Genomic DNA, 22,375 nt, shown 5'->3' with positions numbered 1-22,375 from the left:
GTGACGACCCTAGCCAAGCCCTATTTGAGCGTCGCGGCGACATAGCTTATGTCGCCGAAGGCTTCGGTCAGTTCGTTCTCAGGGAACTCGAACCCGTTGCGTGCGTATAGCTCCTTGGCGGAGTGGGCGGCGACTTCCCAGTTGTGGGTTCTCAGGTAGTCGACCACGATGTTGCGCTCGCCGCGGTAGAACAGGTCGGCGGCGTTGAGGTTGAACCCGAAGCTCTGCCACCGCTCGCTGATGCGCTGCAAACGCTCGTCGGAGAAAGCGTTGGGGTCCGGGACGTGTTCGGTGGCCAGCCGGCTGCCCGGCGCGGACAGCGCGGTGACGTTGTCGAACAGCCGGTCCTGAGCCTCGGGCGGCAGATAGGGCAGCAGCCCTTCGGCACTCCACGCGGTGGGCGCGGTGACGTCAAAACCGGCCTCCCGCAACGCCGCGGGCCAGTCGTCCCGCAGGTCGATGCTGATCGTGCGGCGGTCGGCGGTCGGAGCGGCGCCGATGCCGGCCAGCGTGTCGGTTTTGAAGGCAATGACCTGCGGCTGGTCGATCTCGTAGACCACGGTGCCCGCCGGCCATGGCAATCGGTATGCCCGGGTGTCCAGGCCGGATGCCAGGATCACCGCCTGCTTGATGCCCGTCTTCGTCGCGCCGGTGAAGAACTCGTCGAAAAACCTGGTCCGCACGGCGATCTGATGTGTCCGGGCCGTGCGGTTCAGCAGCGCGTCGTCCTCGAGGTCGATCTCCCCGTCGATGATGCGGATGAAGGGGTCCAGCCCGACGGCCCGGACAAGCGGATCGGCCAGTGGGTCGTCAAGCAGCGGATTGGGTCCCTGTGATGCCACGGCGCGGGATGCGGCGACCATGGTGGCCGTCGCTCCCACGCTGTTGGCCAGGTCCCAGCTGTCGCCTTCGGTGCGTCCTGTCTCGGCGGCCATCTATTTCGCTTTCTTGTCCAGGGTGCCGCTGGTGTAGAGCATCTCGCCCATCCGTATGTCGTCATCCTCGAACGGGTCAAGTCCGTTGTCCGCGAACAACTCCCGGATGCTGCTGCTGGCCAGGCGCCACCCGCGATCGGCCAGATATCCAACCGCCTCGTTGCGGTCGCCGAGGTAGATCAGCCCCGCCATGTCGAGATCGAAGCCGTGTGCACGCCAGCGTTCGGTGATGGCCTGCATGCGCTCCCTGAGCTTGTCCTCTTCGCCGGGCTCGGGATTGGGCGCGCTCTCGGTGGCCAGCCGGCTGCCCGGCGCGGACAGGGCGGTGATGGTGTCCAGCAGACGGTCCTGGGCTTCTGGCGGCAGGTAGCCGAGCAGCCCCTCGGCGCTGAATGCCGCGGGCTGGGTCGGGTCGAAGCCGGCGGCGCGCAGTGCGGTGGGCCAGTCGTCGCGCAGATCGATGGCCACCACGCGTCGGTCGGCGGTCGGTGCGGCACCCAGGTCGGACAGGGCTCGGGTCTTGAATTCGATGACCTGCGGCTGGTCGACTTCGTAGACCACGGTGCCCGCGGGCCATGCCAACCGGTAGGCGCGAGAGTCGAGCCCGGACGCCAGGATCACTGCCTGTTTGATGCCGGCGTTCGTCGCGTCGGTGAAGAACTCGTCGAAGAACTCGGTCCGCACCGCCATGTTGTCGGCCATGCGTGACATCGCCCCGGCCGAGCCCGATGTGCCGTCGTGGACGTCATTGAGCTCGGCAGGGTCCAGTTCGCCGCTGGCAAGACGGGAGAGCAGGTCCACGCCGACGGCTTTGACCAGCGGTTCGGCGAATGGATCGTTGATCAGCGGGCGATCGGTTCGGGATGCGATCGCGCGGGCGGCCGCGACCATGGTGGCGGTCACCCCGACGCTGGATGCCAGATCCCAGGTGTCGCCCTCGTATCTGGTGGAGCTGGTGGAAGTCATATGAGGGTCCCCCTAATCGGATCTATTTAGCGTGCCTTCGTTAATACTTAGCCAATATAACAAGCTCTCACCACTGTACGCTTCCCCCGATTGGGGGCAACCTTGACGGATGGCGTAGGTGGCGGCCGGGAAACGGGTGCTTATCACGGGCGCTTCCGCCGGGCTGGGAGCCGCTCTGGCCAGGCCATTGGCCGCGCGACGCCAACAACGCGATGGGCGGCTTCTGCGCTTTTCCGCGGATGATGGGTCAAGAGGTGGTCGCCGACGTGTCCCGCGTGTGAAAGCGGCGATTGCAGCGTGCGCTGGAGCTTCACCGACGGCGAGACCAACCCGGGCATTGCAATGCGTTGCGCTGCAGCCGTTCTCAGGATTCAGGAGAGCGTTGACGAATGGGTAGCGCGTGTCAGAGCGCGAACATCAGAAACTGAGTGACCTGGTGGGCCAAGAAGTTGTCGTCGCTAACGAGGATGACCGACTGACGTCCGTCAGGAAGTATCGGCCCCAGCGTAATGCCTTCGATATTATCCAGTGGCGTCAGTCGAGGGATCGCATTGAGGTCGGCGACCAGCGATTTGGAGATAGGGGTCGGTGGGTCAGCGACGAAGGACGGGCGGGCCAGCACCTGTGTTGCTTCGCCGATTTCCGCTCGGTAGAGGCGAACCGTAATTTGCTTGCCTGGCTTGTCGACTCCAGCGCGCTCGATAACGAGAAATGAAGAGTCCGAAAGTGCTACTAGGCCTGAGAGCCCGTTCGTCTCCGCGGGTGGGGTAGCCGGCTCGAGTTGGTACGCCCACTCGGCGACAGGGGTTTTGGTCTCTATATCGAATTGGGTAATTCGAGTCAGCGCCCCGTGTTTGTGATTCGGGGGATCGCCATCGGCGTAGCCCGGCCCCTCCATCGCCGCAAAGAGGAACTGGCCACTGGGCGATACTGTCAGACCTTCGAGAGTAAGGTTTCGGCGCGGCCCGATGCCCGGCGACGTTGACATCGACAACCCGGGCGGAAGGTCAAATTCACCGAGGAAGCAGCCGTCGAGACTAGCCACCCATATCCACGGGTCAAGAGCAACGGGGGCTGACCCTCGGCGATTGGATTGCAATCGGCTCCCCTCTGAGGACCAGTACAGTCGTTGGCGCCTACGATCGAATGCGATCCCTTCAGGATCGGGTGCAATGACCGGCGGCTCCGCATCGATGTTCGACGGAGCTAAAGTCCGACCGGACCGATCGCGAAGCAGGTGCACGCCAACGAATTTCGGTTCGCCGAAACCATTTTCGGTCAACGGAATCCGGACGGTATAGAAGCGGGCAGGACTCAGCACGGATCTGTCGTCGCTGATCGCGTAGTAGATATGGCGACCAGGATCGTAGCTGATCGATGAGAGGCCGCCTATGACTGTGCCGGCAAATTTCGCTCGGTGCGGCACAATCCTCTGTCCTAAGTACTCCAAGATATCGCTCCCTTTCGACCATTCCTCGACGCCGACCCAGCTACAGCCCGAGCGATTACCCGTGCGTACTGATCTGGAACAGCGTTGGAGCAGTGGACTATTGGCCCTCGCGCCAGGCAAGTGCCTTGCTGAGCTCGGTCAAGTCGTAGCCAACGGCTGTGGACCGGATGTCGACGATAAAGCTGGTGGCACCGGCATCACGGTAAGCGTCCGCGCTGGCCGGCCCCGCCCATGCGACGCAGCGTTCGATATCTGTGCCGTCGCGACCAAACTGTGTTGCCAGGCCGTCAACAGTGGCGCTCGCCTGACGAAATAGCTCGATAGGCAGATACGTGTGCCAGAGGTCGGCGTGACGGGCGACGGCCGGGAGGGTGCGTGTACTGCCTGAGCCGCCAATGAGGATGGGAATCCTGCGCAGCGGCGGCGGCATCAACAAGTCCAGGCGTCTCGCGATCCGCAGCAGGCTCTCATCAAAAAGGTCGAAACGGGACTTAAGGCTACCGAAATCGTATCCATAGGTGGCGAAATCCTTTTCGTACCATCCTGATCCAACGCCGAGTATCAGGCGGCCCTCGCTAATGTGATCGACAGTGCGGGCCATGTCGGCAAGCAGGTCGGGGTTACGATATCCGATGCCTGTCACGAGCAGGCCGATTTCCGCACGGTGGGTAATCTCGCCCCAACTGGCCAGCGCAGTCCAACCTTCGAAGTGATTGACATCGGGCTGGCGGTCATCAAGTACCGGTCTGGCGTTAATAGCAGTACTGAAGGAAGGCGAGTGGAAATGGTCGTAACCGAAGATTAGGTCAGCGCCGACATCCTCTGCGAGAAGTACTGCGGCGCGCCATGATTGATAACTCGGAGTACCGCAGGGCGGTACTTGCACGCCGATGCGAATCGGAAAGGTCACTATGCCCGCTCTCTTTCTTGATGGCATTGAGGGACGGCACGTCTCGCGGGCGGTCATTGGATCCTCGTGCAATCGGGTGCCCGTTTCTCACTCGGTGTCGACGAGCCCGCAGCCAGGGTCGCGGGTGCCCACAGACAGCGGGCTACCGATTGGGTTGATGTAGACGACCTGCATCAGCACCGGGGTGAGCCCGAGATTGCGCCCGATGTGAACGTTTTCGGGTCCGCTGGGTTCGGTGATCGCATCGCCGGGACCATAGATTCCATCAATCCTGCAGTCAGCCCGGTAGTGCGTGAGCTGGCCGCGCCGGATGGCACCGAATAAAGTCCCGTTGTGCCAATGCCAACCAGTAGTGGCCCCTGGCTGGAGAGTCAGCTCGACGAGGATGTAGTCGCGGTTATCCAGTGTGGTACGCGCCAGTGTCACCGCGTTAATCCCATAGCCGGGAGTGGCTGACGCGACAGGGGCCAGTGTCGTCACCGCCGCCGAAACCAGCACCGCCGCCAGTGCTCGTTGAAGGAGCTGACCCGGCTGCTCAGGCTTCGGTTTGCCTCGCACGAGCGTCTTGACGGAGCGAGAGCAGCTGGCGAGCAATTGATTTCGTCGACCGCCTACACGCCAAGGTTGTCGAATAGTGGTGTCAGATGGTGGCGGATTGCCGATACAACCGAAGGTTGGTTCCGCGTCGGGGTCTGGATCGGGTACAGCCACCGGTGCCAAGCGTTGCCTCCATTCGGGTGAGTCGACCTGACACGTCGATGTCCATCACTCGGCGAGCCCCGGCGATGCGCATGGGTGTCAATGATGGGCCGACTGTCAGCGGCATAACGATCGAAATAGTAAGACTACATTGGATCAAATGCAACTTAATCGTATCATTTCAAGCGTGTGCGGAGCGGGGCTGGCCGCTGATCAGACGGCTAAAGGGGTTGGTCGGTGATAGCGGAGGTAGAAACCGGCCAACATTCGGTTCATCTCTGGATGGCTGAGGTTGCTTGATGATGGACGAAGATCAGCCCTGCGAGCGCCGTGCCCCTCAATCGCAGCGGCGCGAACCCGCCGGCTACCAGATGCCCACAGAAGGGGCCAGGCAAGAGCGGGTCTGGATGGCTTTTCCTGTTGGGTGCTTGGCACTGGGGAGTACCGAAAAGTCAAGGCATGAAGCGCGACTCACCTGGGCGGCGGTAGCTCACGCCGTCGCCGAATTCGAACCGGTGATCATGCTGGTCAACCCGACCCAGATGCGCGCCGCGCGCCGTTACCTGTCCCGAGACATCGACATCATCCAAGCCCCAGTCACCAACCCTTGGATGCGAGACATCGGGCCGACATTCGTGCGCACCAGCGACCGCGCTGTGGCCGCTGTCGATTGGGCGGTCAACTGTTGGGGGGACCGAGACTGGGCGCATTGGCACAGCGAAAGGCGCACAGGCCGATTCGTCGCAGAGATTGCCGGCACTCCTACAGTGAGTTCATCTCTGGTAAATGAGGGTGGCGGGATCCACGTTGATGGTGAGGGCACCGTCCTGGTCACCGAGACCGTGCAGCTCGATCCCCGCCGCAACCCGGGCTTCACGCGCGCCCACATCGAGGCTGAACTGGCCGCCACGATCGGTGCAACCCACGCCGTCTGGCTGCCCCGGGGCCTGACCCTAGACTCCGAACTCGGCGGCACTGGGGGGCACGTCGACTTCGTCGCTGCGGTTACCTCACCCGGCCGATTGCTGTTGCACACCCAGCGCAACGAAGCACACCCAGATCATCGAGTTTGCCGGGAGATTCGGGAAGCGCTGGAAGCCAGTCACGACGCTGCCGGCCGGCGGTGGGAGATCACCGATATGCCCGCGCCCGCGACGACAAATGATGCCGAGGGAATCGTGGCCTACAGCTACATGAATCATCTGCTCGTCAACGGTGGCGTGATCGCCTGCAGCTTCGATGATGTCAACGACGCAAACGCCGCGGCGATCCTCGCCGAGCAATACCCCGGAAGGAAGGTCGTGACGGTCGACTCCCGGCCACTATTCGAGCGTGGCGGCGGTATTCACAGCATCACTTTGCAGCAACCTTCTGCGGACCCAGGCTGAATCAACTGTCCACGGCCGCCGATGCTCACCCGCACTATGCGGGGCGGGTGGCGCGGTAGTAGGTGAGTTGGCCGACGATTCGTCGCCGCTCGGTGCCGAGTTCGATGTAGTCGAACCCTGCGGCACCCAGCAGCTGGGGAATCGCGTCGCCGAGGTTGCCGGCCACGTGGTGATTGTGCCGGATGAGCCGCGCCGTCAAGCCGCCGTTTGTCGTGTCGCCGGAGATGTCGACCAGGTGCAGCCTGCCGCCGGGGCGCAGCACCCGGAATATCTCTGCCGCGGCTGACGGCTTCGCGTCGGCGCTGATGTGGTGCAACATCATCGACGACAGGACCCGGTCGAATTCGCCGTCCGTGTAGGGAAGTCGCTCGGCGTACCCCTGTTCGAAGCGGATGCCGGTCAATCGTGCGGCCTTTCGCCTCGCAACCGCCAAAATTCGCGGGTCCGGGTCGCAACCGACCGCGTCCGCGCGGGGATGGGTGCGCTTGGCACGAATCGTGAGATTCCCGGTGCCGCAGCCGATGTCCAGGATTCGATGACCGTCGGCGATATCAGCTTGGGCGACCAGCTGTCGATAGACGCTGTCGAAGCCCATCATGCGTGCGATCAAGTCGTATGCGGGTAGGAACGCATCGTGACCGGTCGCCGGTAAGTAGTCATGTGGATGATATTTCGTCACAACATCAATAGTGGATCACTGGCTCGCTATAGAATTGGCTGATTCTTGCTAGAAATAGGACTATCTTTTGCAATGATGACGCAGGCAGCCCGGCTGATCAGCCTCCGCGGCGGTGTGCCGATCTATCAATATCGGACCGGCCCGGACACACCTCCGGTGTCGGTGCACCGCCACCTGGGCGACCTCGGCGAGCGGGGTCGTCATATCCACGACTTCCCCGCGCTGTGGTACGTGCCCGCGGCGGGTGTGGTGTATGTGGCCGCTCCCGGTGAGGTGCTCGACCCGAACCAGCTGGAAAACCTGGAGGCCGGTGTCGCGGTGTTCTTCGATCCCGCCGCGCTGGGCGAGGACGCTCGATCGCCATGGCCGGCGTGGCGGGGACATCCGCTGCTCTTTCCGTTCCTGCACGGGCATTCCGGTGGGGTGCTGCGGCTGGAGGTGCCCGCGGCGCGGCAATCCATGTGGAACAACGCGATCGAGTCGATCGAAAACGAACTCACTGCCCGGCGCCAGGGTCACCGGCAGGCGGCGCTGGCGCACCTGACCCTGCTGCTGATCGAGCTCGCGCGGCTGGCTTGCGACGTGGTCGCCGATCTGAGGCGTAGCGGGGAGCCGTTGCTGGCCGATGTGTTCGCGGTGATCGACCGCCGTCACGCCGAAGCCCTGTCGCTGCGCGATGTTGCCGACGAAATTGGGATGACGCCAGGGCATCTCACCACGGTGGTGCGTCGGCGCACCGGGCGCACCGTGCAGGAGTGGATCATCGAATGCCGCATGGCCGAAGCTCGCACCATGCTGGAAGAAACCGATCTCCCGGTCGCCGAGATCGCCCGCCGGGTCGGGGTTTTCGATCCCGGCTATTTCAGCCGATTATTCAACCGGGAGCACGGCATGCCGCCGCGCGACTGGCGACTGCGAGCCACCTAGACCAACGCGCCCTGAGATCCGATGATCCGGAGCGCAGCATCCTGGTCACCAGGTCGTAGTCGATGGCGCGGGGCGTGTAGTTCACACAATCCGGCGCAAGCTCGATCAGCGCGTCGACATCGTCGGTCGCGGCAACGTCGATCGAGGGACTATCAGCGAGAACCCCACCACCCGATAAGTCATAGCCTTTCAATCTCCAACCATTCGTCGATTTCGAATTGGTCGCCGGCGGCGCGGATCGACGCACCACCGTGGCCGGGGTAATGCGCGGGTATCACGGTGGCGTGTGCTGCTGCGGCCTCGGTGAAGATCCGGCGGCGGGTGGCGGCGGCGGCGCCGGCATTCACGTCGAACGCGCAGGGGTCGGCGGGCCGGCGCAGTTGTAGCGGACTGTGCGTGAGATCGCCGACGAACACCGCGGACTGCCCCGCATCTAGCCACAGCACCGAGGAGCCGGGAGTATGTCCGGGAGCGGGCCGCAGCCGCAGCGACGGGCTGATCTGATAGTCATCCGACCATCCGACGAGCTGTCCGGCGTCGTCGACGGGCAACACGCTGTCGGCGAACACCAGCTGATCACCATGCTGCTGGGCCGCCTCGGCCTCGGTGCGCGGCGTTTGCCGCGCCGCCGGTCCATCGGGAGCGAAATAGCGGTAATCGGCTGTGGGCGCGAGATATCGGGCGTTGGGAAAGGTCGGCACCCAGGCGCCGTCATCAAGCATGGTGTTCCAACCGACGTGGTCGGAGTGGATGTGAGTGTTGATCACCACGTCCACGGCGGCGCGGTCGATGCCGGCCGAGTCCCACGCGCTGAGGAAACCGGTATTCAGGTGATCCAGCGGCGGCATGTGCGGTCGCTGACGGTCGTTGCCGACGCCGGTGTCCACGACGACGGTCAGTCCGTCGACCTCGACGACCCAGCTTTGCACCGCGATGCGCCACTTATCGGTGTCCGGGTCGAAGAAGTCCGGCACCAGCAGGTCGGAGTTGTCGAGCCAACCCGACGGCGGGGTCTTGGCGAAAGCCTGTGTGCCCAGCTCGAACTGAAACTCCAGGATCCGTGTCACGCGGGCGCGCCCCACCTGTGTACGGCTCATAAAGGATTGGTGCGCAGGTAGCCGTAGACGCTGGCGAAGTTGCGGTTCACGTCTTCGGGAATCGGTACCGGACCACCGAGAGCCCGTGCACCCCAGACAATTTGCGCGGTGCGTTCGACAAGTGCGGTGATGTGCAGGACCTTGTCGGGGCGCGGCCCCACCGCGACCAAGCCGTGGTTGGCGATCAGCGCGGCGCCTCGGCCTTCCAGCGCCTTGACCGCGTTGATCCCGACATCCGGTGTGCCGGACGCGGCGTAGTCGGCGCACCGAACGTCGCCGCCGACGTAGACCGCGAATTCGTCGATGCAGGCCGGAATCGCCTCGTGAGCGATGGCGAACATGGTCGCCCACACCGGATGGCTGTGAATGACGCTGCCGATGTCGTCGAACGCCTGGTAGCACGCCAGGTGCAGCTGCATCTCCGACGACGGCGCCCGCCCCTCCTTGCCATGCTGCACAGCGCCTTCCGCGTCGACCAGCACCAGGTCATCGAGCTCCATGTCGCGGTAGTCGACCGACGACGGCGTGATGACGATGTTGCCGTCGGGGCGCCGCGCCGAAATGTTGCCGGCGGTTCCCTCGACGAGACCGCGGCGCAGCATGTCCTTGGCCGCATCCAGAACCGCGGTTTCCGCGTTGCCAACGGATTTCACCGACGTCATGGGCCGAGCACCTCCGGGTTGACGATATGGGCGGGCGTGTTGCCGGACAGCAACGCTTCCAGATCATCGGCGACCATCTGCGCCTGCCGGGCCTCAGTGTTCCACGTGGCTCCGCCGATGTGCGGGGTCAGCACGACATTGGGCATGCCCACCAAAGGGTGATCGGTCGGCAACCATTCGCCCACGAAGTGGTCCAGGCCCGCCGCGGCCACCTTGCCGCTGCGCAGCGCGTCGACCAGCGCATCGGTGTCGTGCAGCTGCGCGCGGGCGGTGTTGACGAAGACCACGCCGTCGCGCATGGCCGCGAACTGGTCGGCGCCGATCATTCCGGTGGTGTCGTCGGTGACCGGTGCGTGCAGCGAGATGACGTCGGCCTCGCTCAGTAGTTCGTCGAGGCTGTGGTGGGCTTCGTCGTGGTACGGGTCGTGGGCGATGACCCGCATGCCCAGCCCGGACAGCCGCCAGCGCAACGCGCGCCCGACGGCACCCAGGCCGACCAGCCCGGCGGTGCGCCCGGCGATCTCCCAACCCCGAAACCGCTGATAGGGGATGACGCCATCGCGAAAGATGTTGCCGCTGCGGACATCCGAGTCTGCGGCCAACAGATGGCGGGTGGCGGCCAGCAGCAGCGCCACCGCCATCTCGGCGACCGCATCGGCGTTGCGTGCCGGCGTGTTCAGCACCGGGATGCCCGCCGCGGTGGCGCCGGCGACGTCGACGTTGTTGGGGTCGCCGCGGGTGGAGGCGATAGCGCGCAGACTCACGTCGAACACGGGGCCGCGCACCGAGTCGCTCTCCACCACAACGACGTCGGCGGATTCGGCGGCGATCCGTTCGGCCAACTGCTCGGGGCTGTAGATCCGCAGCGGGGTCTGATCGATCCAAGGGTCATAGATCACATCGGTCAGCTGCCGGAGTTTGGCGAACCCCGGACCTCGCAGCGGCGCCGTCACCAGGGCGCGCGGTCTTGATGTCACGAATGCCAATGCTGGCGTACGGTGACGCCCGTGTCACGTAACGGCGTCACGGTCGGCATCGACATCGGCACCACGGCGGTCAAAGCGGTCGCCGCCGACGCCGACGGCCGGGTGACGGCGCGAGTGCGCATCCCGCATCAAGTGCGGGTGCCGTCCCCCGGCCGGCTGGAGCATGACGCCGACGAGGCGTGGCGGCGCGGTCCGGTGGCTGCCCTGGATCAGGTGCGGCGGCATACTCCCGGTCTCGACGTCCGCGCGGTGGCTGTCTCGGCGATGGTTCCCTCGCTGGCCGCCGTCGACGCCGCGGGACGGCCAATCACTTCGGGACTGCTGTACGGCGACGAGCGCGGCCGGCCGGTGGAGGCCGGGAAAGAACGGGTTCAGCCGCTCCCCGCGTTGGGGGAGGCCGCCGAATTTCTGCGCTGGATGGCTGCCGAGGTCCCCGGGGCGGCCGGATACTGGCCGGCGCCGGCGGTTGCCAACCACGCCCTGGCGGGCGAGGCGGTGATCGACTTCGCGACCGCGGCCACCTCCTACCCGCTGTTCGACGGGACTGGCTGGAATCCGCAGGCCTGCGCCGAACGAGGGGCGAGTGCCGGACAGATGCCACGGGTCGAAACGATCGGAGCCGCGGTCGGGCAGGTCCACGGGTCGGCTGCCGTGCTGGCGATCGGTGCCGTCGACGCGCTGTGCGAGCAGATGGTGGCCGGCGCCGATCGCGACGGCGAAGTGCTGGTGATGTGCGGCACCACGCTGATCGTGTGGGTCACCGTCCCCGAGTCCCGCCAGGTGCCGGGGTTGTGGACCATTCCGCACACCAAACCCGGCAAGAGCCTGATCGGTGGCGCCAGCAATGCCGGTGGCCTGTTCCTGGGCTGGGTGGATCGCGTGATCGGCCCGGGCGACCCCGGGTCGGTCGATCCGCGCCGCGTCCCGGTGTGGTCGCCTTACATTCGCGGGGAACGCACGCCGTTCCACGACCCGGACCGCCGGGCCGTGCTGGATGGTGTTGATCTCACCCACGGTCCTGCCGCGCTGCGCAGAGCCGCCTACGAGGCGTCTGGCTTCGTTGTCCGTCAGCTCATCGAGCTCAGCGGAGCGCCGGTGTCGCGGATCGTGGCCACCGGCGGCGGGACGCGACTGCAGCCGTGGATGCAGGCCATCGCTGACGCCACCGGCCGGCCGGTGGAGGTATCCGGGGTGGCCGAGGGTGCCGCGCTGGGCGCGGCCTTCCTGGGCCGGATGGCGGCCGGGCTGGAGACGTCGATCGCCGACGCCGATCGCTGGGTTTCCACCGATCGCGTTGTCCACCCCGATCGCGCCTGGGCGGCCGCGGTGCAGGACCGCTACCGGCGGTTCCTGGAACTGGGCGACCAGCCGTCGCGGGCGTCGGACTCGAGGATCTAGCGCGGTAGACGGCTCGGCGTTCTAGTCTGGTGCCATGACTGACCAGGACCGCAAAGCCGCCCGGAGAGAGATCGCAGACGCCCTGTTGAAAGCTCTTGAACGCCGGCATGAAATTGCCGACGTCGTAGTGGAGTCGGAAAACAAGGCAGCCGCGGTCGAGTCGATCGTCAAATTGCTCGACACCTCCCACCTCGCGGCCGAAGCGGTGATGGGCATGTGCTTCGAGCAGCTCACCATCGATTCGCGCCGGAAGATCCTGGCCGAACTCGAGGACCTGAACAAGCAGCTGAGCTTCACCCTCGGGGAGCGCCCGGCGAGTTCGGGGGAGAGTGTGGAGCTGCGGCCGTTCTCCGCCGACCAGGACCGCGACCTGTTCGCCACCCGCACTGAAGAAATCGGCGCTGCCGGCGACGGATCCGGCGGACCGGCGGGCGATCTCGACGACGAGATCCGGGCGGCGCTGCGCAGGGTGGACGACGAAGAGGCCGCCTGGTTCGTCGCCATCGATTCCGGCGAGAAGGTCGGGATGGTCTTCGGCGAGCTGCTCCGTGGCGAAGTAAACGTGCGGATCTGGATCCACCCCGACCACCGCAAACGCGGTTACGGCACCGCCGTGCTGCGCAAGTCGCGCTCAGAGCTGGCGTGGTGTTTTCCCGCCGTACCGTTGGTGGTCCGCGCACCGGCAGCCAAACCGGCCTAGGCGGCTACTCCCGCACCGCGGTGACGGCGATGCTGTTCTGCAGCGATTGCACGCTGTCGCCGGCCGGCACGGACAGCCCGGCCTCGGCGAACATGTCGGCGCGGGTGCGCGTCGAAACCGACCAGCGATGCGCGGTCAGGTAATCCGCGGCCGGGGTGCGTTCGCCGTCATAGACCAGGGTGGACACGTCGATGTCGAAGCCGAACTTCCCCCAGCGGTTGGCCATCGCCTTGGCACGCCGTTCGAGCAGCGGCATGCCGCCATCGCGGTGGTATTCGGTCGCCAGCCAGCTGCCCGGGGCGCTCAGCGTCGTGATGGCGTCGAACAGCCGGTCCTGGGCGTCGGGCGGCAGGTACATCAGCAGCCCCTCGGCGCTCCACGCCGTGGGCTTGGTTTCGTCGAAACCGCTGCGCCGCAACGCGTTTAGCCAGTCGTCGCGCAAGTCAACGGCGACGGTCCGGCGCTGCGCGGTGGGCTCGGCGCCCAGGTTCGACAATGTGGTGGACTTGAACTCGACGACGGTCGGCTGATCGACCTCGTAAACGACGGTGCCCGCCGGCCAATCCAATCGGTACGCACGCGAGTCCAGGCCCGCGGCCAGGATCACCGCTTGGCGAACACCCGCGGCGGTCGCGTCGGTGAAGAAGTCATCGAAGTACCTGGTGCGCACGGCCATCATGTCGACCATCCGCTGCAAGTTGAACTCCGCCTCGAGGTCGGCGTCGGCAGCGATACCGCCGCTCTCATCGGTGATCTCACCGTCGAGCACGCCGGTAAAGAAGTCCACGCCCACCGCGCGCACCAGTGGATCGGCGAACGGGTCGTCGATCAGAGCGTCGGGTTTCTTGCTGGCTATTGCCCGGGCTGCGGCCACCCAGGTCGCAGTCGCCCCTACGCTCGAGGCCAGATCCCAGGTGTCTTGCTCGGTGCGTGTCATGACAAGGACCCCTTATGCTAGCGTCGCCGAGACGTATTTGATGTCGCCGAACGCGACCACCGACGGTTCGTTAGGAAACTCGAAACCGTTGTGCGCGTACATCTCCGGCGTGCTGTTCACTGTGGTCTGCCAACCCCGCTGGTTGAGGTAAGTCACCACGTCGTTACGTTCGCCGTCGTAGACCAACTCCGACCAGTTCAGATCCAGCCCCATGCGGCGCCAGCGTTCACTGAGCTCGCGACCGCGTTTCTGGACACGGTCGCGAATGTCGGGGACGTAGCCGGTGCCGATGCGGCTGCCGGGCGCGGACAGCGCGGTGATGTTGTCGAACAGGCGGTCCTGGGCGTCCGGCGGCAAGTATCCAAGCAGTCCTTCGGCGATCCAGGCCGTCGGCTGCGATGAGTCGAATCCGTTGCCGCGCAACGCGGCCGGCCAGTCATCACGCAGATCCACCGCTACCGCCCGGCGATCGGTAGCCGGGGCCGCGCCAAGGTCGGCCAGGGTGCGGGTCTTGAATTCGATCACCTGGGGCTGATCGATCTCGTAAAGCACGGTTCCAGCTGGCCAGGGCAACCGGTACGCGCGGGTGTCGAGCCCGGACGCGAGGATGACCGCTTGACGCACACCGGCCTCGGCGGCCTGGAGAAAGAAGGTGTCGAAGTACCGGGTGCGCACGGCCATGCCCTCGCTGAGCCGCTGCGGGGTGAACGCGGGATCGTCCTGCGAGAGCTCGACCTCGCCGTTCATCATCCGGATGAATGCGTCGACACCGACGGCGTTGACCAGCGCCTCGGCGAAGGGATCGTCGATCAACGGGTTGGGGCCCTTGGAAGCCATGGCCCGGCGGGCCGCCACCGCGGTGGCGGTGGCTCCCACACTGGACGCCAAATCCCAGCTGTCTCCGTCGAATCGCTTGCTGTCGGTGCTCGTCATGGCGTGCGCTCCTAGCTCAGAGTTGCGGTAACGGCGACGATGTTGCGCAGTTGGGACAGCGACTCACTGTCGTGGAAGTCGCGGCCGTAATCGGCGAACAGTTCGCGCCGTGGCCGCGAGTTCACTTGCCAGCCATGGCCGCTCAGATACTCGACCACGTCGTTGCGGTCGCCATCGAAGAACAATCCCGACAGGTCGATGTCGCAGCCCAAATTGAGCCATCGCTGGTTGAATTCCTGAGCACGCTGCGACATCGTCGTCTCCGACGGCGGATGAAACTCGGTGGCCAGCACGCTTGCCGGCGCCGACAGCGAGGTGATGTTGTCGAAGAGCCGGTCCTGGGCTTCGGGAGGCAGATACATCAGCAACCCCTCAGCGCTCCAGGACGTCGGCTGGGTCACGTCGAAGCCGCTGCTGCGCAATGCCGCCGGCCAGTCGTCCCGAAGATCGATGCTGACGGTGCGCCGCTCGGTGGCCGGTGCGGCGCCCAGGCTCGACATCGTGGTGGTCTTGAATTCGATGACCTGGGGCTGATCGACTTCGTACACCATGCTGCCGTTCGGCCAGGAGAGCCGGTAGGCGCGCGCGTCGAGTCCCGCGGCCAGAATCACCGCCTGGCGGATCCCGTCGCGTGCGGCGCCCTGGAAGAAATCGTCGAAGAAGCGGGTGCGCACCGCGATCGAGTCGGTCTCGACCTGCAGGTCTCCCAGGCCGCCCTCGGGCGTTTCCTCGGTGGTGAGTTCGCCGTCGACCATCCGGCGGAAGAAATCCAGCCCGACCGCCCGCACCAGGGGCCCGGCGAACGGGTCGTTGATGATCGGGTTGTCCTCGTTGCTGGCCACCGCACGGGCTGCGGCGACCATGGTTGCCGTGGCGCCTACGCTGGAGGCCAAATCCCAACTGTCTTGGTCAGTGCGTGTCATGGTGCTCCTCGATCCTCGGCAGCCAACTTTGATACTTAGCAAATGCAACGAGCTGACAAAACTCTACGCCTTGTGGCTGTCGGCTTCCTTAATTTTTTGGACCCTATTGATACGGCTCCATGACGCCCTTTTGAGGATTCGGTCCGACCAGCTGTTAGTCTCGAACACGATTTGACGCGTGACGCCGTACGTCCTGGCCTGCGGGTGTTGAGCGCGCGTAACGCAGGATTACCCCCCGGCCGCGCAGGAGGATAAGAGTGCTTTCGGCTTTCATCTCGTCGCTGCGATCAGTTGACTTGAGACGGAAGATCCTCTTCACGCTCAGCATTGTCGTGCTGCATCGCGTCGGTGCAGCGTTGCCGTCGCCCGGTGTGAACTTCCCGAACGTGCAGCAGTGCATTAAAGAGGCCAGTGGTGGCGAGGCCGGACAGATCTACTCGCTGATCAACCTGTTCTCCGGTGGAGCGCTGCTCAAGCTCACGGTGTTCGCGGTCGGCGTAATGCCCTACATCACCGCCAGCATCATCGTGCAGCTGCTCACCGTGGTCATCCCGCGGTTCGAGGAATTGCGGAAGGAAGGCCAGTCCGGCCAGGCCAAGATGACGCAGTACACGCGTTATCTGGCCATCGCGCTGGCTGTTCTGCAGGCCACCAGCATCGTGGCGCTAGCGGCCAACGGCGGCCTGCTGCAGGGCTGCTCGCTGGACATCATCTCCGACCAGAGCATCTTCACCCTGGTCGTCATCGTGCTGGTCATGACGAGTGGCGCGGCGCTGGTGATGTGGATGGGCGAGCTGATCACCGAACGCGGCATCGGTAACGGCATGTCGCTGCTGATCTTCGTCGGTATCGCCGCGCGCATTCCCTCTGAAGGCAAGACGATCCTGGACAGCCGCGGCGGCATGATCTTCACCGCCGTCCTGGTGGCCGCGCTGATCATCATCGTCGGCGTGGTGTTCGTCGAGCAGGGCCAGCGCCGGATTCCGGTGCAGTACGCCAAGCGCATGGTGGGCCGGCGCATGTATGGCGGAACGTCAACGTATCTGCCGCTCAAGGTCAACCAGGCCGGTGTTATCCCAGTGATCTTCGCGTCGTCGCTGATCTACATTCCGCACCTGGTCACGCAGCTGATCCGCAGCGGCAGCGGCGGCGTGGGCAACAGCTGGTGGGACAAGTTCGTCGGCACTTATCTGTCCGATCCGAGCGACCCGGTCTACATCGGCATCTACTTCGGGCTCATCATCTTCTTCACGTACTTCTACGTGTCCATCACCTTCAATCCCGACGAGCGTGCTGACGAAATGAAGAAGTTCGGCGGCTTCATCCCCGGCATCCGGCCGGGCAAGCCCACCGCCGACTATCTGCGTTTCGTGCTGAGCAGAATTACCCTCCCGGGCTCGATCTACCTAGGTGCGATCGCGGTGCTGCCCAACCTGTTCCTGCAGATCGGCAATGCCGGAGCGGTGCAGAATCTGCCATTCGGCGGAACGGCGGTTCTGATCATGATTGGCGTCGGGTTGGATACCGTCAAACAGATCGAGAGTCAGCTGATGCAGCGCAACTACGAAGGGTTCCTCAAGTGAGAGTCGTTTTGCTGGGGCCACCGGGGGCAGGTAAGGGCACGCAGTCAGAAAAGCTCAGCGAGAAGCTCGGGGTGCCGCAGATCTCGACCGGGGATCTTTTTCGGAGCAACATCGGGCAGGGCACCAAGCTCGGCCTGGAGGCCAAGCGCTACCTGGATGCCGGCGACTTGGTGCCCTCGGAGTTGACCAACCAGCTCGTCGACAGCCGGCTGGATGAACCGGACGCGGCGAACGGCTTCATCCTGGACGGGTATCCCCGCTCGATCGAGCAGGCCAAGGCGCTGCACGACATGCTCGGACGCCGGGGCACCGACATCGACGCGGTGCTGGAATTCCGGGTGTCGGAGGACGAGTTGCTGCAGCGACTCAAGGGCCGCGGCCGCGCCGACGACACCGATGAGGTCATCATCAACCGGATGAAGGTCTACCGCGACGAAACCGCGCCGCTGCTCGAGTACTACCGCGACGAACTGAAGACCGTGGACGCCATCGGAGCGATGGATGAGGTATTCGCCCGCGCGCTGCGGGCGCTGGGCAAGTAACGATGAACCCGCTGGCGCGGTTGCGGAGTCGCAAGGTAGTGCCGCAGCGCAGCGCCGGCGAGCTCGACGCGATGGCTGCGGCCGGTGCGGTGGTTGCCCTCGCACTGCGCGCGGTTCATGCGGCTGCTGTCTGCGGCGCGTCGACGCTGAGTCTCGACGAAATCGCCGAGTCGGTGATCCGGGAGGCCGGCGCGACACCGTCGTTCCTGGGCTATCACGGCTACCCGGCGTCGATCTGCGCATCCGTGAACGACCGGGTGGTGCACGGCATCCCCTCCGCGGCCGAGATCCTCGCCCCCGGTGACCTGGTCTCCATCGACTGCGGCGCCGTGCTGAACGGCTGGCATGGTGATGCCGCGATCACGTTCGGGGTTGGGGCACTCGATCCCGCCGACGAGGCGCTCTGTTCGGCCACCCGAGAGTCGCTGGAAGCCGGAATAGCGGCAATGATCCCCGGTAACCGGCTGACGGACGTCGCGCATGCCATCGAAATGGGCACGCGGGCGGCCGAGGTTCGCCACGGGCGCGCGTTCGGGATCGTTGAGGGCTACGGCGGCCACGGCATCGGGCGGCAGATGCATATGGACCCGTTCCTGCCCAACGAGGGGTCTCCGGGCCGCGGACCGCTGCTGGCGCTGGGTTCGGTGCTCGCCATCGAACCGATGCTGACGCTTGGAACAGGCAAAACGCTGGTGCTTGACGACGACTGGACGGTCACTACCACCGATGGGTCGCGCGCGGCACACTGGGAGCACACTGTGGCGGTCACGGGCGACGGGCCCCGCATTCTCACCCTGAGCTGAATCTCGAACTAAACACCTACTCGACTCGTGTCAATGGGCAGGAGGTGATCGAGTGGCTCGGGGTGCTGGTACCGCGGCTGCGGAAGCCGCGTTGATGAAGGCGCTCTACGACGAGCACGCCGCCGTGCTGTGGCGCTATGCGCTGCGGCTGACCGGCGACGCCGCCCACGCCGAGGATGTCGTCCAGGAAACGCTGCTGCGCGCATGGCAGCATCCGGAAGTCGTCGGCGACACCGAGCGCTCAGCGCGTGCCTGGCTGTTCACTGTCGCCCGGAACATGATTATCGACGATCGGCGCAGCGCACGGTATCGCAACGTGGTCGGCTCCCTCGATGAAGACGGAGCGCCCGAGCAGGCCACGCCCGACGAGGTCAATGCGGCGCTGGACCGGTTGCTGATCGCCGAAGCGATGACGCAGCTCTCCGTCGAGCACCGGGCCGTCATCGAACGGTCTTACTACCGCGGATGGACCACCGCACAGATTGCTGGGGACCTCGAGATTGCCGAGGGAACCGTGAAGTCGCGACTACACTATGCCGTGCGGGCTTTGCGGCTCACTCTGCAGGAACTCGGAGTTACTCGATGACAGCCCCACCACCAATCCGTGTGGTCATCGGCTCCGAATGCTTGAAGGGTGACAGGAGATGGATGAAATGAAGACGCCGCTACGAGGTGTAGGTCCGCCCGGCGACAACGAGGTTTTTGGTCTGATCATGGGTGACGATCACCGCTACGCGATGTGGGATGCCGCATACGTGCTTGGGTCGTTGTCGTCCGTCGACCGCCGCGAGTTCGAGGGCCACATGGCCCAGTGCCCGGCATGCCGGAACGCCGTCGCCGAGCTCAGTGGAGTGCCGGCCCTGCTTTCGCAGCTTGATCGTGAAGAATTTGCCGCGATCGCCGAGTCGGGAGATCTCCCGCCGGCGACACCTGAGATGTCACCCGAGTTGTTGCCGTCGTTGCTGGCGAAGGTGGCCTGGCGCCGCCGCCGCGCACGCGCGATCACCTGGGTGGCCTCGTCCGCCGCGGCCGCGGTGCTGGCGGTCGGCGTCTTCGTCGGCATTCAGGGGCATTCCCCGTCGGTGCCGCCCGCCCAGTCGGTGGCTGCCTCATCGGAGATGGCGCAGGTGGGTACCAACCTGCTGACGTCCACCGTGCAGTTGTCCAGCCAGCATTGGGGGACGGCCATCAACTTGAAGTGCGTCTGCTTGGCTCCGCCGTATGCGCACCATGACACCCTGGCGATGGTTGTGGTCGGTCGCGACGGCAGCCAGACTCGGCTGGCGACCTGGGTGGCCGAACCCGGTCACACCGCGACGCCCGCCGCGAGCATCTCGACGCCGATTGAGCAGATCGCCGCGGTGCAAGTGGTCGCCGCCGACAGCGGCCAGGTTCTGTTGCAGCGTTCGCTGTAATGCCCGTCAGGTGAACCGTCGGCTCACCTGACTCGTGCCATAGGCATCGTCTCAATCGAACTTAGGTGAGTAGATGCCTTCCAAGCACCGGGTGGTTGACCACATAGTCGGATGCCTCGCGTCAATCGGCGTCGACCACATCTTTGGTGTCGATGGCGCCAACATCGAAGATCTCTACGACGCCGCACATTTCCGGCCCGGCATCACCGCAGTACTGGCCAAGCATGAGTTCTCCGCTGCCACGATGGCCGACGGGTACAGCCGCAGCGGGGCTGGTCTGGGTGTGGTGGCCGCGACCTCAGGCGGCGGTGCACTGAATCTCGTTGCAGGCCTGGGGGAGTCGCTGACAAGCCGGGTTCCGGTATTGGCGTTGGTGGGTCAGACCCCCACTACCTTGGACGGCCGCGGTAGCTTTCAGGACACCAGTGGCAACAACGGATCGCTGGATGCCGAGGCGGTGTTCTCCGCGGTATCGGTGCATTGCGAGCGGGTGCTGCGCCCGGCAGAGATCGGCGCCGCGTTGTCCCGGGCCGTCGCCGCTGCGCGCACCGGAGGACCTGCAGTCTTATTGTTGCCCAAGGATATTCAGAGATCGTATGTGTATGCCGATGCCCGGCAGCTGACCACCGATCCGCGGCCGATCGGCAACCCTGCTCCGATCATCCCGTTGCTGCGCAACGCCGATGGACCCATCACCATGATCGTGGGTGAGCAGGTGGCCCGCGACGACGCCCGGACCGAGCTCGAAGAGTTGCGCGCGTTGCTGCGCGCCCGGGTGGCGACGGTGCCCGACGCCAAAGACGTTTCCGGCACACCGGGATTCGGCTGTTCGTCCGCACTGGGGGTAACCGGCGTGATGGGTCACCTTGGTGTGGCGGAAGCGGTGGCTGCCAGCGCCGTGTGCCTGGTGGTCGGTACCCGACTGTCGGTCACCGCTCGCACCGGCCTCGATGACGCGCTGGCCAGGGTGCGTACCGTCTCGATCGGCTCTGCGCGGCCGTACGTTCCGTGTGCGCACGTGCACACCGACGACCTGCGCACCTCGCTGCGGATGCTGACCGAGGCCCTGTCCGGCAGCGGGCGCCCAACGGGCGTGCGGGTTCCCGACACCGTGCGTCGCTGCGAACTGACGCCTCCGTCGTGGGTCGGCGAAGGTGTGCGCTACCGCGACGCGATGAGGGTGCTCGAAGGCGTGTTGCCCGACGGGGCCGACATCGTGGTCGACGCGGGCAACACCGGTGCGTCCGCCGTGCACTACCTGTCGGCGCGCCGCGGCGGCAGGTATGCGGTCGCACTCGGTATGGGCGGTATGGGCTACAGCTTCGGCGCCGGCATTGGAATGGCTTTCGGGCGGCCCAACAGTGGACGGTCGCAGGGGCGCACCGTGGTGATCGCCGGCGACGGCGCATTCTTCATGCACGGCATGGAAGTTCACACCGCGGTGCAGTATCAGCTTCCGGTGACGTTCGTGTTGTTCAACAACAACGCGCACGCCATGTGCGTGACCCGCGAGCAGCTGTTCTACGACAACCTGTACAGCTATAACCGATTCCGGCCCAGCCGGCTCGGTGCCGGGCTAGCGGCGATGTTCCCGGGCCTGACGTCGATGGACGTCAGCGACACCGACGGACTCGCCGCCGCGATGGTCGCGGCGCTCGACATCGACGGTCCGGCGGTGGTCACCGTCGAGTGCGCCGCCGACGAGATCCCGCCATTCGCCCCCTTCCTCTTCGCGGGGAAGACCGAACCTATTGCCCTTGAAGAGATTCCCACGGCTAAGGAGACGTGCACCAATGTCGCTGCCAGCACTTGTTGATATTCCTGACGTCATCGATGGGGTCACTCGCATCGAAACCAGCCCTAGAGAGCAGGCCACGCCGATCATCATGGACATGATGCGGTCGGTCTACCCGCACGATCAGGTGTTCGGCGAATACTGCACCGTGAACAACTACATCGACTGCCCGCCCGACGAGCTGTACGAGTACCTGTCGGACACCCGCAGCCTGGAAGAGTGGACCTACAGTCTGCGCGGGTTCACCCGGACCGACGAACCCGGTCTGTGGCTGGCCTACGACCGGCTCGGCTCGGAGACCGAGATCTACACGCGCACCGTCGCGAACAAGCAGGCCCGCACCGTCGACTACCACTGTGCGTGGGATCAGGGCAAGCACCTGTGGATGGTCTACCTGATGCGCGTCATCGACGCCCAGGTGGTCCTCGACAAGCCGGGTTCTGTTGTGCTGTGGACGAATTGCCACCACCCGTTCTACGACCGCAACCCGTATCCGGAGACCGCACCCGCCCAGCGCCCGGTGTGGGTCGGCGACTTCTGGGACATGTTCGGCGCGGGCCATCTGCTGGAAATGAACAACCTCAAAGCAATCGCCGAATACCGCCACCGTAACGGCCTCCCGGTGACCCCCGAATGGATGAGATGAG

General features: G+C 65.1%; 23 protein-coding genes. 11 read left to right on the top strand and 12 right to left on the bottom strand.

Translation table 11 applies throughout. The features are described from left to right. Positions 1–20: 20 nt before the first annotated feature. The 5 genes from DB708_RS06565 to DB708_RS06535 all read right to left on the bottom strand — a co-directional run bounded on the left by DB708_RS06565 (position 21) and on the right by DB708_RS06535 (position 4,972). Positions 21–935, bottom strand: a complete 915-nt coding sequence (locus DB708_RS06565; protein ID WP_108921134.1) for a class I SAM-dependent methyltransferase — start codon at positions 933–935, stop codon at positions 21–23. After that, complete coding sequence (locus DB708_RS06560) at positions 936–1,901, bottom strand: class I SAM-dependent methyltransferase (protein ID WP_108921171.1); 966 nt, start codon at positions 1,899–1,901, stop codon at positions 936–938. A 403-nt stretch (positions 1,902–2,304) separates the two neighbouring features. Further along, on the bottom strand, positions 2,305–3,351 hold the full coding sequence (locus tag DB708_RS06545) for an esterase-like activity of phytase family protein (RefSeq protein WP_235616656.1): 1,047 nt from the start codon (positions 3,349–3,351) through the stop codon (positions 2,305–2,307). Between the two features lie 97 nt (positions 3,352–3,448). After that, the gene (locus DB708_RS06540) at positions 3,449–4,261 is read right to left on the bottom strand and encodes an LLM class F420-dependent oxidoreductase (RefSeq protein ID WP_108921132.1); all 813 of its coding nucleotides are present in this window, start codon (positions 4,259–4,261) and stop codon (positions 3,449–3,451) included. An 87-nt stretch (positions 4,262–4,348) separates the two neighbouring features. Continuing rightward, the gene (locus tag DB708_RS06535; RefSeq protein ID WP_235616655.1) at positions 4,349–4,972 is read right to left on the bottom strand and encodes a cupin domain-containing protein; all 624 of its coding nucleotides are present in this window, start codon (positions 4,970–4,972) and stop codon (positions 4,349–4,351) included. 359 nt (positions 4,973–5,331) lie between these two features. On the opposite strand from DB708_RS06535, the gene DB708_RS06530 reads away from it, so the two are divergent. Further along, positions 5,332–6,348 (top strand): agmatine deiminase family protein, encoded by a 1,017-nt coding sequence (locus tag DB708_RS06530; protein WP_108921168.1) that lies wholly within the window; start codon positions 5,332–5,334, stop codon positions 6,346–6,348. A 34-nt stretch (positions 6,349–6,382) separates the two neighbouring features. Here the strand turns inward: DB708_RS06530 and DB708_RS06525 are convergent, their stop codons facing one another. Continuing rightward, complete coding sequence (locus DB708_RS06525; RefSeq protein WP_409347562.1) at positions 6,383–7,027, bottom strand: class I SAM-dependent methyltransferase; 645 nt, start codon at positions 7,025–7,027, stop codon at positions 6,383–6,385. A 75-nt stretch (positions 7,028–7,102) separates the two neighbouring features. On the opposite strand from DB708_RS06525, the gene DB708_RS06520 reads away from it, so the two are divergent. Further along, positions 7,103–7,954 carry a helix-turn-helix transcriptional regulator gene (locus DB708_RS06520; protein WP_108921167.1) on the top strand — a complete coding sequence of 284 codons (852 nt, stop codon included), beginning with the start codon at positions 7,103–7,105 and terminating at the stop codon, positions 7,952–7,954. 179 nt (positions 7,955–8,133) lie between these two features. On the opposite strand, the gene DB708_RS06515 is transcribed toward DB708_RS06520, so the two are convergent. The 3 genes from DB708_RS06515 to DB708_RS06505 are packed head-to-tail and all read right to left on the bottom strand — an operon-like array spanning position 8,134 to position 10,690. Beyond that, entirely contained in the window at positions 8,134–9,051 is a 918-nt protein-coding gene (locus DB708_RS06515; RefSeq protein WP_108921130.1) for an MBL fold metallo-hydrolase, read from the bottom strand. Further along, positions 9,048–9,713: an L-fuculose-phosphate aldolase gene (locus DB708_RS06510; protein ID WP_108921129.1), complete on the bottom strand. Its 666-nt coding sequence runs from the start codon at positions 9,711–9,713 to the stop codon at positions 9,048–9,050. The genes DB708_RS06515 and DB708_RS06510 overlap by 4 nt, the downstream gene beginning before the upstream one ends. Then, positions 9,710–10,690: an NAD(P)-dependent oxidoreductase gene (locus DB708_RS06505; RefSeq protein WP_108921128.1), complete on the bottom strand. Its 981-nt coding sequence runs from the start codon at positions 10,688–10,690 to the stop codon at positions 9,710–9,712. The genes DB708_RS06510 and DB708_RS06505 overlap by 4 nt, the downstream gene beginning before the upstream one ends. 30 nt (positions 10,691–10,720) lie before the next feature. Here DB708_RS06505 and DB708_RS06500 point away from each other — a divergent pair, with 30 nt between their 5' ends. Then, on the top strand, positions 10,721–12,097 hold the full coding sequence (locus DB708_RS06500) for a xylulokinase (RefSeq protein ID WP_108921166.1): 1,377 nt from the start codon (positions 10,721–10,723) through the stop codon (positions 12,095–12,097). Positions 12,098–12,131: 34 nt separating this feature from the next. Continuing rightward, positions 12,132–12,797 (top strand): GNAT family N-acetyltransferase, encoded by a 666-nt coding sequence (locus DB708_RS06495; RefSeq protein WP_108921127.1) that lies wholly within the window; start codon positions 12,132–12,134, stop codon positions 12,795–12,797. 4 nt (positions 12,798–12,801) lie between these two features. Here DB708_RS06495 and DB708_RS06490 read toward each other — a convergent pair whose 3' ends face one another. Genes DB708_RS06490 through DB708_RS06480 form a run of 3 tightly spaced genes read right to left on the bottom strand, consistent with a single transcriptional unit; the run spans position 12,802 to position 15,590 of the window. Then, on the bottom strand, positions 12,802–13,734 hold the full coding sequence (locus tag DB708_RS06490) for a class I SAM-dependent methyltransferase (protein WP_108921126.1): 933 nt from the start codon (positions 13,732–13,734) through the stop codon (positions 12,802–12,804). Positions 13,735–13,746: 12 nt separating this feature from the next. Then, positions 13,747–14,667 carry a class I SAM-dependent methyltransferase gene (locus DB708_RS06485; RefSeq protein ID WP_108921125.1) on the bottom strand — a complete coding sequence of 307 codons (921 nt, stop codon included), beginning with the start codon at positions 14,665–14,667 and terminating at the stop codon, positions 13,747–13,749. Positions 14,668–14,678: 11 nt separating this feature from the next. Then, positions 14,679–15,590 carry a class I SAM-dependent methyltransferase gene (locus tag DB708_RS06480; RefSeq protein WP_108921124.1) on the bottom strand — a complete coding sequence of 304 codons (912 nt, stop codon included), beginning with the start codon at positions 15,588–15,590 and terminating at the stop codon, positions 14,679–14,681. 257 nt (positions 15,591–15,847) lie between these two features. On the opposite strand from DB708_RS06480, the gene secY reads away from it, so the two are divergent. The 7 genes from secY (at position 15,848) to DB708_RS06445 (ending at position 22,374) form a co-directional block, all read left to right on the top strand. Next, complete coding sequence (gene secY, locus DB708_RS06475; protein ID WP_108921123.1) at positions 15,848–17,173, top strand: preprotein translocase subunit SecY; 1,326 nt, start codon at positions 15,848–15,850, stop codon at positions 17,171–17,173. Then, the gene (locus DB708_RS06470; protein ID WP_108921122.1) at positions 17,170–17,715 is read left to right on the top strand and encodes an adenylate kinase; all 546 of its coding nucleotides are present in this window, start codon (positions 17,170–17,172) and stop codon (positions 17,713–17,715) included. Before secY ends, DB708_RS06470 begins: the two co-directional genes overlap by 4 nt. 2 nt (positions 17,716–17,717) lie before the next feature. Continuing rightward, a complete protein-coding gene (gene map, locus DB708_RS06465) occupies positions 17,718–18,518 on the top strand; it encodes a type I methionyl aminopeptidase (RefSeq protein WP_108921121.1) in 801 nt (266 codons plus the stop codon). Positions 18,519–18,570: 52 nt separating this feature from the next. Continuing rightward, on the top strand, positions 18,571–19,104 hold the full coding sequence (locus tag DB708_RS06460) for a sigma-70 family RNA polymerase sigma factor (RefSeq protein WP_108921120.1): 534 nt from the start codon (positions 18,571–18,573) through the stop codon (positions 19,102–19,104). A gap of 58 nt (positions 19,105–19,162) precedes the next feature. Next, positions 19,163–19,933, top strand: coding sequence for a zf-HC2 domain-containing protein (locus tag DB708_RS06455; protein WP_108921119.1), 771 nt, complete (start codon positions 19,163–19,165; stop codon positions 19,931–19,933). 73 nt (positions 19,934–20,006) lie between these two features. Beyond that, complete coding sequence (locus DB708_RS06450) at positions 20,007–21,749, top strand: thiamine pyrophosphate-binding protein (RefSeq protein WP_108921118.1); 1,743 nt, start codon at positions 20,007–20,009, stop codon at positions 21,747–21,749. Further along, entirely contained in the window at positions 21,727–22,374 is a 648-nt protein-coding gene (locus DB708_RS06445; protein ID WP_108921117.1) for an SRPBCC family protein, read from the top strand. Before DB708_RS06450 ends, DB708_RS06445 begins: the two co-directional genes overlap by 23 nt. Position 22,375: the final 1 nt, after the last annotated feature.

It is taken from the genome of Mycobacterium montefiorense, from assembly GCF_003112775.1.
Taxonomy (GTDB): domain Bacteria; phylum Actinomycetota; class Actinomycetes; order Mycobacteriales; family Mycobacteriaceae; genus Mycobacterium; species Mycobacterium montefiorense.
Note: the sequence above shows the minus strand (reverse complement) of the source record. Positions and strands in the feature narration are given on the sequence as shown.